Source organism: Streptomyces sp. NPDC051018 (genome assembly GCF_044456085.1).
Classification (GTDB): domain Bacteria; phylum Actinomycetota; class Actinomycetes; order Streptomycetales; family Streptomycetaceae; genus Streptomyces.
In genome coordinates this window covers 408975-423276 of the sequence record NZ_JBITFN010000002.1, presented here as the reverse complement: position 1 = coordinate 423276, position 14302 = coordinate 408975, and the positions used below count along the sequence as shown (strand labels likewise).

Here is a 14302-nt window from a genome sequence, read left to right as displayed (position 1 = left end):
CTGCGTGAGTTCCCTGACGTACCTGGACCTGCACCGGCAAGTCTCCCCGGACATCGAGGCGGAGATCACCGCCGCTCTCGAACGGCTCGGCCCGGCGTCGGACGCGATCGGGAACGCGGTCACCGAACTTCTGCGGCACCGGGAGTTGAAGCACCCCCTCTCGGTACTGCCGCTCCTGGTGCACGCCGCCGAGACCGGAGCGCCCGGCCCCGCCCTACCGGTGTCGGCCGTGCATGTGCTGTGGTGGACCTCGGCGTGCTATCTCGACGATCTGGCCGACGGCGCGGGCGCGGCCGTCGCGGGTGCCCTCAGCGAGGACGAGGCACTGCTCGCCACGGTGATCAGCGGACATATCCTCCCCCTGCACATCATCCGGTCACCGCGGATTCCCGAGTCGGTGCGGGGCGCTCTGACGACCGAGGTCGCCGGCGGCTGGACAGGGGCCATCGAGGGACAGCTGAGCGATATCCGCGGTGACAGCGGCCGGGCCACCCGCGATTCCGTGACGACGGTGTACCGGCGCAAGTCGGGCTCCCCCTTCGGCATGGTGACGGCGATGGCCGCGATCGTCTCGGGCGCGAACACCGGGAGAGTCGAACTGTGGCGGGAGTTCGGCTGTGTCTTCGGGATTCTGTGGCAGATCTTCAACGATCAGGAGGACATTCTGACCGGCCGCAACGAGGACCTGCTCAACGGCACCGTGACCTATCTGCTCGCCTGCGCCCTCGAAGTGGCCCCACCGCGGTCGAAGGAACGGATCCGGACCCTGTGCGGCGCCTCACGGCACTCCCACGGGGCAAGGGCGGAACTGACCGGACTGCTGCTGGAGCCCGCCGCCCTCCACCGGTACCGCGAGGACATCTCCGGGTTCCGTGACGGGGCCCACCGTCTGCTCGACGATCTCGGCGGTGACGAGCGGTATCTGCCGGCGCTGCGCCACCTCGTGGACCAGTCCTCGCGGATGCTGCTCGGGGCGGAAGCCGTCCGCGCCGAGGCGGCTCCGGGCCAGAGCTGAGCGGACCGGCGGCGACGGTATGCCGTAAGGACCCCTCCGGCGGACCGGACAGCCGGACCGCTCCCTGAACCGATGGTTCGACAGACCGGGCGCACCCGATTCCGGACAGCCACGGGACGGACGGACCGCGCCCGCTTCCCCTGTCCGGGGAGGCGGCCGGGGCCTGTGAGCGGCCCGACCAGGAGCCTGCCCCGGGCGGAGGCTTCGAGGCGCTCCGTGATCCCGGCCGGCGCCGAGAGGCGCCGAACCTCCTGGCTGATGTCCGGCGTGCCTCTCCCGTCACCACGAGAACACGGGTGTAGGGCAGTACGGTGCCGGGGCATAAACCGATCACCGACGACACCCCGGAGGCCGTACGCACCGCCCGCACGGGTGCGCTCGGCGTAAGGGACGGGCGCCGAACGGGCCGTGAGGGGCAGCCCCTAGGCTTGCAGAGTTGTGCAATTCATCAGCTGTCTAATCGGCCCAAGGGCCGGGGTAGGAGCAGCATGGGCGAGTTCCAGGACGCGGCCTTAGAGCGGATCCGGCGGGCGCGGATCCGGCTGGAGGCCGCCCGTGTCGCACAGGACGTCTTCGAAACGGCCGAGGCGGCCGAGGAGTTGGAGGACGCGCTGCGGATCGCGCGCAACAACGGCGTCACCTCGGACGAGGGGGTGCAGCCGACATGACCGCAGCGCGCTCGGCCGTCTCCGGGGCGGGCGACACGCGGACGGCCTCGCTCCCCGGGTCCACGGTTCGGCAGGCGCCCCCGGCCGTTCCCACGCCTCCGGCCATTCCGGCGCCATCGGCTCTTCCATCACCACCGGCTCGGCGTGTGCCACCGGGTCCTCGGGCCCGTCCGTGCGCCGGTCGTCGCGCCGGAGCCTGTCCCCACGAGTCCCTGAGCGGTCCCGCGGCGGCCCACCGGGCGGGCAGCGCGCCTGAGCGTCCCGCCCGGGAGCCGTACGGACCGGGGCGGTGGTGACGGACAGCACGAGGCGGACCGCACCCGTGAGGCAGACGGAGCGGTGGAAGGGGCGCGGTGTGACGCTGCGCGTCCTCAACTGTGTTTTTGGTACTCATCTGTTCGCCGGATTCATCTGGCTGCTGACCTCTGTGGGCGAGAACGCCCGGAAGTAGCGGGCCTGGCCGGCTCCCCCGTCGGCCAGGACTCCGTAGACCGGAGCCCCACCCGGATCCCCTGAGGTCCGAGGTCGCCGCCCGCTCGTGTACGGCGATGTCATCGACCGCCGTCCGTGCAATCCGGACGCGTGCCCGGACGGACGGCGGCGCCCGCCAGGTCTCCGAACGGACGGGGACCGCACCCGCGGGGCCCGCCGATCGCGGGCCCCGCGGGTGCCGGGCACGGGTCCATCAGGGTGCGAAACCGGGGCCGTGCCCCTCAGTTCCTCTCCGGCTTCTTCTCCAGCTCCACCTTCGGCAGCAGCCGTTCCAGCGGCGCCGGCAGCCACCAGGCGCGGCGGCCCATCAGCTGCATCGCAGCCGGGACGACCAGACAGCGGATGATCACCGCGTCGACGAAGATGGCGACCGCCATACCGAACCCCGTCTGCTGGAGCATCCGTTCGGAGCTCAGCATGAAGGCACCGAAGACCACGATCATGATGGCCCCGGCGGCGCTGATGACCGATCCGGTGTGGGCGCCAGGCCCTCGCGCACCGCGCGGGCGCCGTCCCGGGTGCGTACCCACTCCTCGTGCATACGGGAGACCAGGAAGATCTCGTAGTCCATGGAGAGACCGAAGACGATGGCGAAGATCATCACAGGGAGGAAGGCCTCGATGGGACCCGGTTCCACCCCGAACCAGCCGTGCTGGAACACCAGGGTGATCGCGCCGAGCGCGGCGCCGATGCTGAGCAGATTCAGCAGGGCGGCCTTCAGGGGGATCAGCACCGAACGGAACACGGCCATCAGCAGGAGGACCGAGAGGCCCACGACGATGGTGACGAACAGGGGCATGCGCCCGGCGACCTTGGCGGAGTAGTCCTCGGCCGCGGCGGTCGATCCGCCGACCAGATAGTCGGCCCCCGTCCGCTGCGACAGACCGGGCAGTACGTCGTCCCGCAGTGCGCCGACCCGTTCGGAGGTGGCCTCGTCCTGAGGCGAGGAGTCCGGGAAGGCGATCACCGCCACGACCTCGGGGTTCTCGGTGGGCACCGGCGGGGAGACCGCCTCGATGCCCGGAACACCGCTGAGGACCCGGACCGCCTCCCCCGCGGGCCCGGCCGCGTCCGTGCCCCCGGTGCCGTCGACCACCACGAGCAGGGGGCCGCTGAAACCGGGGCCGAAGCCTTCCGCCAGCAGGTCGTACGCCTGCCGGCTGGTGCTCTCGGGGGCGTCGTTGCCCGCGTCGGCGAAGCCGAGCCTCATCGAGAGGGCGGGCAGGGCGAGGGCTCCGAGTGTGACGCCCGCGAGCAGCAGGGCGACCAGCGGCCGACGCTGCACCACGGTGGCGAGAGCGCGCCACCGCTGCCCCTCGGGCGGCCTGCCCCTGGCCGCCCGCCTGGCCGCGCGGGCGGTGAACCCGCGGACGAACCGATGGCCGAAGACACCCAGCAGGGCGGGCAGCAGGGTCAGCGACGCGACCATCGTCACCAGCACGGTGAGCGCCACCGACAGTGCCACGCCCCGGAGGGAACCGAGTCCGAGTGCGACCAGGCCGAGCAGGGCCAGGATGACCGTGCACCCCGCGAAGAAGACCGACCGGCCCGCGGCGTCCAGGGCCGCCACCGTCGCGCGCACCGGCGTCCGGCCGTTCACCAGTTCCGTCCGGTAGCGGGCGAAGATCAGCAGCGCGTAGTCGATACCGACGCCCAGGCCGACCAGCATCATCAGGAAGGGGGTGTAGTCGGCGATGGTGACCAGATGGGAGGCGAGGACGATGGCACCGAGGGTGGTGCCCACGGCGAAGACCGCGGTGATGACGGGCAGTCCGGCGGCGATGACCGAGCCGAACATGAGGACGAGGATCACCAGGGCGGCGAGCAGCCCCGCCCCCTCGGCCGCGCCGCCGCCTCCCGCGGCCAGCAGTCTCGCCGCGTCACCGCCGAGTTCGGCCCGGAGCCCGTCGCCGTCCGCCCGCTGGATGACCTCGTGGATCCGCTCGGTGTCCGCCTTCGTCATCTCGGTGGAGGGCACGTCCAGCGTGACCGTCGCATAGCCGATCACGCCGTCGGGCGCGATGGCGGACGCGTCGTCGTAGAGGCTGCGCACCTGGGTGACCCGGGGCTGTTCGGCGACCTCGGTGAGCATCGTGTCCACCCGCTGCCGGACGTCCGGCGTACGCAGACCGTCCTCGGCCCGGAGCACGATCTGAAGCGTGTCGCCGGTGCGCGCGGCCCCGTGTTCGGCCAGCAGATCCGCCGCGGCGGCCTGGGACTCGGTGCCCGGCAGGGCGAAGTCCTCGCGGTAGTCGCCGCCGGTGGCCGAGGCCACGGCCCAGACCCCGGCCATCACGACGAGCCAGAGGGTGAGGGCGAGCCGGCGACGGCGGTGGGAGAAGGCAGCGACGCGTGCGAAGACTCCTTCCTTCGGCGGTGCGGTGGGGACGGACTCCGCCGTCCCCCGGTTCATGGTCGATTCTGTCTCGTGTGCGGTCACACACCCACAGTGGCCGTCGGCCTCCGCCGCCGCGTCGGCCGCCGGATGTCACCGTGGATACGTCCTGCGGGGTGGCTGACCCCCGGTCGTACACCCCGGGTTGGCGGGCCGGATGCAACCCGCGCCGGGCTCGTCGGGCCCGACCGGGGCTGGGGCGCCCCCGGAGCGGGCCCCGAGTCCCGGGGACCCGCGCCGCGGGCCGGGGCATCGGGTCAGCCGAGCCAGCCGGGTGTGACGAGTCTGCGGGGTCAGCGGCCTCAAGCCCACCTTCGGACGGGTGCCGAAGTCGGGGTGCGTACCGCTCGGCCACTCGCTCGACCACGTCGGCCCGATGGCCGCCTCGGCCCGCGACTGCGCCGTATTGCTCGGTGTGCTCGCGGGCCGCCACCCCGGCGACCCCTCGTCGGCCGACGTACCCGTGGACGACTACCCGGCGGCCCTCTCGGGCGATCTGGGCGGGCTGCGGATCGGTGTCGACCGGCTGTCCCGGATCGGCGGGCAGGCGGAGGACCCCGCTCTCCCCGCGGTCTTCGGCCGCGCGGTCGACGCCCTCAGGGGCTCGGGGCCGAGGTGGTGGACCTGGAGCTGCCGCTGTACGACGAGCTGACGAGGGCCGCCCATGTGACGCTGGTCAGCGAGGCGTTCGCCTACCACCGGGAACGGCTCGCCCGGCACTGGGACGGCCTCTTCCGTACCACCCGGCTCAGGATCGCGGCCGCAATCCACTTCTCCGGCGCCGACTACGTACAGGCCCAGCGGGTACGCCGGCGGGGGCAGAACGCTCTCGCGGCGGTGTTCGCGCCGGACGAGGGGGTCGATCTGATCGTCACCCCGACCTGCGGGGCGGGCGCGCCGACGGTCGACGACATGACCCGGCCCGTCGTGCCCCGGCTGACCGGCGCCTTCGGCCCGGTCTGCACCCCGTACTGGAACAGCACGGGCAACCCGGTGCTGTCGGTGCCGATGGGGTTCACGGAGGCCGGGCTTCCCCTGGGACTCCAGATCGCGGGCCGCCCCTTCGAGGAGGCGCTGGTGCTGCGGGCGGGTGACGCCTTCCAGCAGGCCACCGACTGGCATCTGCGCACTCCGGGGCTGCCGTCCCTCCCCGGCGGGCCGGGAACGCCGTCCGCCCCCGCATCCGACATCTGAGAGGTGATCGCAGTGTCCGAAGACGGCTCGGCGCAGACGCCGGACCCCTCCGACCCCGTACGGCTTCCCCTGGACGGAATCCGTGTCATCGATCTCACCACCACGTTCATGGGCCCCTACGCCACGATGCTGCTCGGCGGGCTCGGCGCCGACGTCATCAAGGTCGAGTTGCCGCAGGGCGATGTCGCACGCTATGTGGGCCCGCGCCGGCACAACGCCATGGGGCCGGTCTTCCTCAACGCCAATCACGGCAAGAGAAGCATCGCCATGGATCTGACCACCGAGGCGGCCAAGGAGGTTCTCGGACGGCTGATCGCCTCCGCCGACGTCTTTCTGACGAACATGCGGCCCGCGGCCCGGGCGAAGCTCGGCCTGGAGAGCCAGGACGTGATGGCCGTCAACCCGGGGATCGTCTACTGCACCATGAACGGCTTCGGCCAGGACGGCCCCTACCGCGACCTCGCCGCGTACGACGATGTGATCCAGGCGATGTGCGGCCTCGCGTCCGTACAGGGAGGGCCCGGTGGCTCGCCCGCGTATGTCAAGACGGCGATCGCCGACAAGCTCGTGGGTGTCTTCGGCTTCGGTGCCCTTCTCGCCGGGCTCTTCGCCAGGGAGCGCACCGGTGAGGGCCAGATCGTCGAGGTGCCGATGTTCGAGACCATGGTCACCAATCTGGCGATCGAGACCCAGGGCGGCACCGTCTTCGACCCGCCGACCGGCCCCCCGGGCTATCCGCGCAGTGAGACCCCCTACCGCAGGCCGTACGCGACCGCCGACGGCCATCTCGCCGTCCTGCCCTATACGGACCGGCAGTGGCACCGCTTCTTCGAGTTGATCGGGAAGCCGGAACTGTGCGAGGACGAACGGTTCGACACCATCGGCCACCGTACGGTGAACGCCGACGAGCTGTACCGGATGCTGGAGGCCGAGATCGCCGGGCGTACCTCGGCCGAGTGGATGCGGGCGCTCACGGAGGCGGGAATCGCCCACGCCCCGGTGCTGACCGTCACCGAGACGCTGGAGGATCCGCACTCGCGGGCCGTCGGGCTGTTCCGGCGCCGGGAGCATCCGACCGAGGGCGGGATCCGGGTCAGCCGTATCCCGATGAGGTTCGGCGACCGCGGTGTCGAGCACCGGCGGCTGGCGCCCGTCCTGGGTGAGCACGGCCGCGAGGTCCTCACGGAGGCGGGGTACGACACCGCGCGGATCCAGGAACTCCTGGACGCGGAGGTCGTCGTCGAGCCGGCGAACGCCCCGGCGCCCGGCTGAGACCTACGGCGCGGGGCCGAGGCATGCAGCTCGGGCGGGGGCATACGGCTCGGGGGCGGCGGCTCATCCGCCCCCGCGGTGCGCTCCCGGCCCGCGCCCGCAGGCACCGGGCCCGGAGGCCCCCGGTTCCGTACAACGCGCCCGTACGACCCGGGTTCCGCACACCGCGCCCGCCCTCTCCCAGCCCCTTCCCCGCACCCGTTCCCTTCCTGCGGTCCGGCCGCCGCGCCCGTCCCGCGCCCCCGGCCGTCCCCGTTGTCTCCTCCGTCCCACCAGACCCGAACGAGATTGGGTGAACCATGTCAGAGCCTGTCCTGTACCGCGCGAGCGAGGGCATCGCCACCATCACCCTGAACCGCCCCACCGCCGCAACGCCATCAACCCCGCACTCGGCGACGCCCTGCTGGACGCGCTGGAACGCGCGGAGAGCGACGACGAGGTGCGGGCGGTCGTCCTCACCGGCAGCGGTGGCAACTTCTGTGTCGGCGCCGAGCAGTCGGCGCGGGCCAACGACCACGAAAGGGCCCTGACCAAGGCGTCCACCACGTCCTCCAGGACCCTGCTGCTGCGCTTCACCCGGCTGGTTCACTTCATGTATGAGATGAACACGCCGACCGTCGCCGAGATCCGGGGCGGCTGCGCCGGGGCGGGGATGTCCCTGGCCCTCGGGTGCGACTTCCGCTATGCCTCGACGGACACGGTGATGAGCACGGCGTTTCTGAAGGTCGCCTTCTCCGGCGATCTGGGCATGTCGTGGCTGCTCACCCGGGTGGTCGGCCCGGCCCGCGCCAGGGAACTGCTGCTGCTGTCGCCCAAGGTGCGCGGCGACGAACTCCTCGGCTGGGGCCTGGTGAACGGGGTGAGCGCACCGGACGAGCTGGGCGACCGGGTGCGGGCGACGGCACGGACGATCGCCGACTCGGCTCCGGTCGCGATGCGTTCGGCCCGGCAGAACCTCCAGGCCGCGCTCACGCTGTCGCTCGGCGATTATCTGCCCGTCGAGGGAGACCGGCTGATGGCCTGCGCGCAGGCGAAGGACGATGTCGAGGAGGCGCTGAAGGCCTTCGTCGAGAAGCGTCCGCCCAACTTCTTCTCCGCCGACCGCTGACCCGTGGGGACGGGTTCGGGGCACCTGTCCGTGACAACGGAACCGCGGGCGCGGCTCCGCGACACACCGCACCCGGACACCGGATCCCCGCACCGCTCTCTGACACCGGCGCCTGCCCCGGCCACTGACACAGGGGCGGGACGCGGGGACGGGACACACAGGGGTGCGGCCGGCGAGCCCGATGGACGGCGCGACACCGCACGAACGGCGCTTCACTTCACCGAGGCAACGCCACTCACCACGCACGGCCACCACGAGGGACACCCCAAATAGCTTCCAATTACATCTTTACTTACTTGCACGTCGACGGGAGAATCACAGCCATGGACCACAACCACTGGCACATATTCCGGGCGGTCGCGGCGGCGGTACCCGATCGCGAAGCACTCATCCAGGGAGAACGGTGATTTACTTACGCCCAGCTGGCCGACCGTACGTCACGGCTGGCCAGCGCGCTGCGCGGCCTCGGGCTGGGGGTCCGTACCCCCCGGGCCGAGCTGGAGCCCTGGGAGGTCGGACAGGACCGGGTGGCCCTGCTGATGCACAACTGCCCGGAGTACGCGGAGGGCCTGCTCGGCGGATTCGCCGCGCGGGTGGCCCCCTTCAACGTCAACTACTCGTATGTGCCGCACGAACTGGCGTATCTCTTCAACGACGCCGACGCCACGGCCGTCATCTACCAGTCCCGGTTCGCGGCACGGATCGCCGAGACCCTGCCCCTGCTCAACCGGCGCCCGCTGCTCATCCAAGTCGCCGACTCCTCGGGCGAGGCCCTGCTCCCGGGTGCGGTCGACTACGAGTCGGCGCTCGCGGCGGCGGACCCCACCGCGCCCACGGACCAGTCGCCCGACGACGTCAAACTCCTCTACACGGGCGGCACCACGGGCATGCCGAAGGGCGTGATCTGGCGTCAGGGCAGCCTGTGGCAGAGCATGCTCGCCCGGGGACGGCACCGCGGCGGGGCCACCATCGAAACTCTCGCCCAGGACGCGGCGGGCCGCCGCGGCAGCCGGTCGCTGGTCTGCGCGCCGATGATGCACGGCGGCGGCGCACTCAACGCCCTCGGGGCGCTGGTGTACGGCGACACCATCGCCTTCCCGGCCACCACCGAACGTCTGGACGCGGCGAAGGGTGGCGCACGATCGCCGCCGAGCGCTGCGAGGCCATGCTGATCGTGGGTGAGGCGTTCGCCCGCCCGCTGCTGCGGGAGCTGAGCGCCGGCGCCCATGACGCGTCCAGTCTGCGGATGCTGATGACCGGCGGCGCCCCGGTGAGCCGGCAGACCAAGGACACCGTCGCCCGCGACCTCCCCCATGTCACGCTCTACGAGCTGATGGGCGCGTCGGAGACCGGCGGCGCCCTCCAGCGCACCGACAGGAGCGGCGAGAAGCGGCTGGAGCCCGGTGTCTTCGACCGGCGTCCCGGTGCGGAGGTCACCGTCGTGAGCGCCGACCGCACCCGCAGGGAGACCCCCGGGCACCCGGAGTCCGGCTGGCTCGCCGTCGCCGGGAACATCCCGCTCGGCTATCTGGGCGACCGGGCCAAGACCGAGGCGACGTTCGCCACCGTGGACGGCACCCGCTGGTCCATCCCCGGTGACCGGGCGCTGCTGCGTCCCGACGGAGTCGTCGAGATCCTCGGCCGCGAGGCCACCACCATCAACACCGGGGGCGAGAAGGTCTTCGCGGAGGAGGTCGAGGAGGCCCTGCTGACCCATCCCGCGGTCGCCGACGCGGCCGTCGCCGGCCGCCCCAGCGAGCGCTGGGGACAGGAGGTCACCGCGCTGCTGATCGCGCTCCTCCCCGGGGCCAGCGCCACCGACGAGGAGATCAGCGAGGCGGCGGCCCGGCACATCGCCCGCTACAAGCTCCCGAAGGCGATCCTCCGCGTGCCCGCGATCCACCGTACCGCCGTGGGCAAGATCGACCGCTCATGGGCGAAGCAGATCGCGGCGGAGGGTGTGGGGGCGACCCAGGCGGGCTGAGCCCGGCCACGCATGCCCACCGGCACGGCACCACCACGCCTCCCCGGCCCCGGCCCGCTCCCCTCCCCTCGCCTCCTCAGCCCAACCCTCCTCAGCCCATCCCGTCCCCTCCCGTACGTCCTCTCCTTCTCGCCTCCGTGCCCGACCCGTCCCCTGTCCGCCGCCCCTGTCCGTTCCCGGTGCGGCGATCCGTGGCGCCCGTATGCGCCGCTCAGCCGCCCGAGCGCTCCGTCCCGCTGGAGGGAACCACCGATGCCCCACGTGTACGCGTACGAGTCACTGCTCGTCGAGCGGACCGGCCGCCTGTTGAAGGTGACCCTCAACCGCCCCGAGGCCCTGAACGCGGTCGGAGCGGTGATGCACCGGGAACTCGACGAGTTCTTCCGCGAGGTGCGCTTCGACAGCAGTGTGGGAGCCATTCTGCTGACGGGAGCGGGCCGGGCCTTCTCCTCCGGAGGCGATGTGAAGTTCGTGGCGGGCGAGGCCGCCGCGGACAAGCCCCGCTCCAACGGAGCCCAGCGCGTCGGCAAGACGCTGCTGTCGTCCAAGAGCCTCATCACGAACATGCTGGACGTGGAGCAGCCGATCGTGTGCGCCGTCCAGGGGTTCGCCATGGGGCTCGGCGCCACCATCGCGCTCTGTGCCGATGTGGTCCTCGCCGCCGAGGACGCGGTCCTCGCAGACACCCATGTCGACATCGGGGTGGTGGCCGGGGACGGCGGCGCGGTGATCTGGCCGCTGCTGCTCCCCATCAACACCGCGAAGTACTACCTGATGACGGGCGACCGCCTCACCGGCAAGGACGTCGAGCGCCTCGGTCTCGTACTGAAGGCGGTACCCGCGGGCGAGCTGGACGCCGAGGCCCTGGCGATCGCCGAACGGCTCGCGAACGGCCCGACGCTGGCCATCCGCTGGACCAAGACCGCGGTGAACAAAGCCCTCCGCGAGCGCGCCAACCTCCTCTTCGACACCTCACTGCTGCTGGAGGGCGCGACCTTCCTCAGCGACGACCACAAGGAGGCCGCGGCGGCCTTCATGGAGAAGCGGGAGCCCAAGTTCCAGGGGAGGTAGTCAGCGTATGAGTCCGAATGGATCGCCCTCTCCCGCGAGGACCGCGCTGGTCACCGGCGCGGGGCGGGGTATCGGCCGGACCGTGGCCCTCGATCTCGCCCGCGACGGCTTCGACGTCGCCGTCGTCGACGCCGACTTCGGCGGCTACCGGACGTACGAGGCCGAGCAGTACGGCTGCACGGTCGTGGAGGAACTGGCGGACTCGGGACCGCGGGTCCTGTCCGCCGAGGCCGAGACCACCGACGCGGACGCGATGCGCGACCTGGTCGCCCGTGTCACCGGGCAGTGGGGCCACCTCAACGCCGTCGTCTGCGTCGCGGGCGGTGGCACCGGCCCGAGCGACGGCAACCGGGCTTCGGCCATCGACCTGGACGATCTGGACGTCGTGCTGCGAAGGAATCTGCACGGCACCATCGTCACCGTGTCGGCGGCGCTGCCCGCGATGACCGGCGCGGAGAACGCCTCCATCGTCACCATGGCCTCGCGCAACGGCCGGGAGACGACCGAGAGGGGGCGGTACGCGCACTACGGCATCGCCAAGGCGGCGGTCGCGCACTACACCCGCTATCTCGCCGCCGATGTCTCCGAGCGCGGGATCCGCGCCAACTGCGTCGCTCCGGGCGTCATCACGACCGGGCTGCTGCGGCACCGCATCCGGGAGAACCCACGGGTGCGGGCCGAGGTCGAGTCCCGGCCGTCCGGCTTTGGCGCACCCGCCGATGTCTCCGGGCTCGTGCGCTATCTGGTCTCGCCGGACTCGGGGTTCATGACCGGTCAGGTGCTGCGGCTGGACGGGGGATTCCAGGGCGGCCGGGCGTGGCCGGGACCCGGCCGCGATCGCGTACCGGTGCCGTACCGCTTCCCGGCTGCCCGTCCGAAGGAGCCGGTGCCGTACTCCTCTCCCCCGCTACCGCCCCACGGAGCCGGTGCCGTACCGCTCCCCGGCTGCCGGGGCGGGGAGCGGGCCCCCGTCACGGATCCCGTACGGCGCGGATGGCGGCCACAGGTGCCCCCCGGCCTTCTCGGACCCTTGGGGGGAAGTGACGCCCCCGCGTCAAGCGCTGCCGAGGACTCCCCCGCCGTGGAGCAGGCCCGTTCCCCGGCGGCGACAACGCTGCCGGGGAACGGGCCTGAACGGCTCGCGGAGGCCCTGGACCGTACTGCCCAGGACCTCTTCGCCGTATTGCCCGGAACCTTCTGGTCAGAGGCCGAACTCCTGCGGGGACACGCCGAGCGCCACGCACGCCTCCCGCAGGATCTGCTCCTCGGCCGGGGCGACATATCCGTCCGCTCCGGCGACGACGAAGCCGGTCTGTACGACCGCCTTGGCCTCCACCGGCTTCTTCGCCGCCTTGGCGACCTCCTGGAGTGCCTCGGCCTTGCCCTGCTGGAAGTTGAACGTCAACTGGTCGACATGCTTGTTGAACCGCTGCCGCAGCTGGTCCGGCGGGAAGTTCCGCAGCACCTCGTTCTGGAGGATCAGTGACTCCACCTGCTGCCGTTCGGCCGGGTCGACCGACCCGTCGGCGGCCGCGACCAGGGCGCACATCGCCATGCTGGCGTCCCGGTAGGAGCCGCTCTTCAGCTCGTTCTTGAGCGAGAGGAGCTGGGTCTTGAGCGTGCCCACGAGCTGAGCCTTCGATCCCCCGCTTCCCATCCCCGGCCGGCTCTGGCCGCCGGAACTCCGTGCTCCCTGTGACTGGTTCTGCAGGCCCTTGGCTTGGTCCTTGATCCGGTCCCACATCGCCATCCGTGCCACCTCGGCTACCCGTTCGATCGTCCGCGTGCGTTCCGCGCTTCCTCGTGGCAACGCGTACCCGCCCCCCGGAGTTCCATGGCCGCACGGCCGGTTGTGCCTCGTCGGCCACCGTACGGGGCGGGCGCAGGCACCCCGTACGGGAGCGGGGGCGTGACCGGCTCCAGCCGCGTATGCCGTTCCGCCTTCGGACCGCACCCCGCCCGCACCCCGCTCGTGCCCCGCCGCCGCCGTGGGCGTCCGTCCGGGCCGGGACATCGGCGTGAAGTGAGTCACAGTTCCTGGATGGATGTCACACACCGCGCGCCCGGACCGCTCTCGGATCAGAAGGCATCCGCGACGGGAGTACCCCATGACGCATCACCCCCCGCCAGACCCACAGACGGCCGTGTCCGCGGGCCACCCGCGGACAGCGGCGCCGGATCCGGTGGAGGACACCGCGACGCAGGTGTTCAACGAGGACCGTGAGCTGCTGTTCTCCCTGGTCTACAACATGCTCGGCGTCATCGCCGACACCGAGGACGTGCTCCAGGAGACATGGCTGTCGTGGACGAGCAGAAACCGGGCACCGGACGCGGAGCCGATCGACAGCCCGCGTGCCTACCTGGTGCGGATCGCGGTCAACCGGGCCCTCGCCCACCAGGCCGCCGTCAGCCGCCGCCGTGAGACCTACCCGGGACCGTGGCTGCCCGAGCCGCTGGTCAGCGCGCTCCCCGGCGTTCCCGCCGCGGACGATGCCGCGGATGCGGCCGTGCGCGCCGAGTCGGTGTCGATGGCACTGCTGGTGGTCCTGCAGACCCTCACTCCGCTGGAGCGCGGGGTGTTCGTCCTGCACGAGGTGTTCGGCTACGCCCACACCGAGATCGCCGAGATCCTCGGCCGCAGTCCCTCCGCGATCCGCCAGCTCGCCCATCGCGCGCGCGAGCACGTCCACGCCCGGCGCCCCCGCTACGAGCCCACCCCGCACGTCCGTCGGCAGGTGACCGAACGGTTCCTGGCCGCCGCGCTCGGCGGCGACCTGAACGCGCTGCTGAAGATCCTGGCGCCGGAGGTGACCATGTGGACCGACGGCGGAGGCAAGGCGCGGGGAGTGGTGGGACTGCGCCCGATCCTCGGCCGCGACAAGGTCGCCCGCCTGCTCGCCGCCGTCGCCCCCGACTCGGGCAAGGCACTCGACATCGCGTTCCGCAGCGTCAACGGTGACCCGGCGGTGCTGCTGCTGGCCGACGACGCGCCGTACGCCGTCCTCGTCCTCGACCTCACCCCGGAGGGCGACCAGGTGTGCGGGATCTACGCCGTCGCCAACCCCGACAAGCTCTCTCACGTCGACTGAACACCGAGGAATCT

Annotated in this window: 9 protein-coding genes and 4 pseudogenes; 11 read left to right on the top strand and 2 right to left on the bottom strand. The window is 71.8% G+C overall.

Annotated elements, in window-relative coordinates; all coding sequences use genetic code 11:
* Window positions 1–4: 4 nt before the first annotated feature.
* From ACIBCM_RS05555 to ACIBCM_RS05545, 3 genes are all read left to right on the top strand, one after another.
* Window positions 5–1015, top strand: a complete 1011-nt coding sequence (locus ACIBCM_RS05555; RefSeq protein ID WP_399240503.1) for a polyprenyl synthetase family protein — start codon at window positions 5–7, stop codon at window positions 1013–1015.
* Window positions 1016–1503: 488 nt separating this feature from the next.
* Window positions 1504–1683 (top strand): hypothetical protein, encoded by a 180-nt coding sequence (locus ACIBCM_RS05550; RefSeq protein ID WP_399240501.1) that lies wholly within the window; start codon window positions 1504–1506, stop codon window positions 1681–1683.
* Between the two features lie 322 nt (window positions 1684–2005).
* Window positions 2006–2134 carry a DUF6126 family protein gene (locus ACIBCM_RS05545; protein WP_399240499.1) on the top strand — a complete coding sequence of 43 codons (129 nt, stop codon included), beginning with the start codon at window positions 2006–2008 and terminating at the stop codon, window positions 2132–2134.
* A 262-nt stretch (window positions 2135–2396) separates the two neighbouring features.
* Here ACIBCM_RS05545 and ACIBCM_RS05540 read toward each other — a convergent pair.
* Window positions 2397–4588, bottom strand: a pseudogene (locus ACIBCM_RS05540) (MMPL family transporter).
* 304 nt (window positions 4589–4892) lie between these two features.
* Here ACIBCM_RS05540 and ACIBCM_RS05535 point away from each other — a divergent pair.
* From ACIBCM_RS05535 to ACIBCM_RS05505, 7 genes and pseudogenes are all read left to right on the top strand, one after another.
* Window positions 4893–5764 (top strand): annotated as a pseudogene (locus ACIBCM_RS05535) (amidase).
* A 12-nt stretch (window positions 5765–5776) separates the two neighbouring features.
* The gene (locus ACIBCM_RS05530; protein WP_399240497.1) at window positions 5777–7036 is read left to right on the top strand and encodes a CaiB/BaiF CoA transferase family protein; all 1260 of its coding nucleotides are present in this window, start codon (window positions 5777–5779) and stop codon (window positions 7034–7036) included.
* Between the two features lie 292 nt (window positions 7037–7328).
* A complete protein-coding gene (locus ACIBCM_RS05525) occupies window positions 7329–8144 on the top strand; it encodes an enoyl-CoA hydratase/isomerase family protein (RefSeq protein WP_399240495.1) in 816 nt (271 codons plus the stop codon).
* A gap of 419 nt (window positions 8145–8563) precedes the next feature.
* A pseudogene (locus ACIBCM_RS05520) lies at window positions 8564–9316 on the top strand (AMP-binding protein); the annotation flags it as partial.
* Window positions 9310–10128 carry an AMP-binding protein gene (locus tag ACIBCM_RS05515; protein ID WP_399240493.1) on the top strand — a complete coding sequence of 273 codons (819 nt, stop codon included), beginning with the start codon at window positions 9310–9312 and terminating at the stop codon, window positions 10126–10128. The pseudogene ACIBCM_RS05520 and the gene ACIBCM_RS05515, both read left to right, overlap by 7 nt.
* Before the next feature lie 252 nt (window positions 10129–10380).
* A complete protein-coding gene (locus ACIBCM_RS05510; RefSeq protein WP_399240491.1) occupies window positions 10381–11199 on the top strand; it encodes an enoyl-CoA hydratase-related protein in 819 nt (272 codons plus the stop codon).
* A gap of 7 nt (window positions 11200–11206) precedes the next feature.
* Window positions 11207–11989, top strand: a pseudogene (locus ACIBCM_RS05505) (SDR family NAD(P)-dependent oxidoreductase); the annotation flags it as partial.
* Window positions 11990–12400: 411 nt separating this feature from the next.
* Here the strand turns inward: ACIBCM_RS05505 and ACIBCM_RS05500 are convergent.
* Window positions 12401–12949 (bottom strand): tellurite resistance TerB family protein, encoded by a 549-nt coding sequence (locus ACIBCM_RS05500; protein ID WP_399240489.1) that lies wholly within the window; start codon window positions 12947–12949, stop codon window positions 12401–12403.
* 433 nt (window positions 12950–13382) lie between these two features.
* On the opposite strand from ACIBCM_RS05500, the gene sigJ reads away from it, so the two are divergent.
* Window positions 13383–14288 (top strand): RNA polymerase sigma factor SigJ, encoded by a 906-nt coding sequence (gene sigJ / locus ACIBCM_RS05495; protein ID WP_399240487.1) that lies wholly within the window; start codon window positions 13383–13385, stop codon window positions 14286–14288.
* Window positions 14289–14302 lie beyond the last annotated feature (14 nt).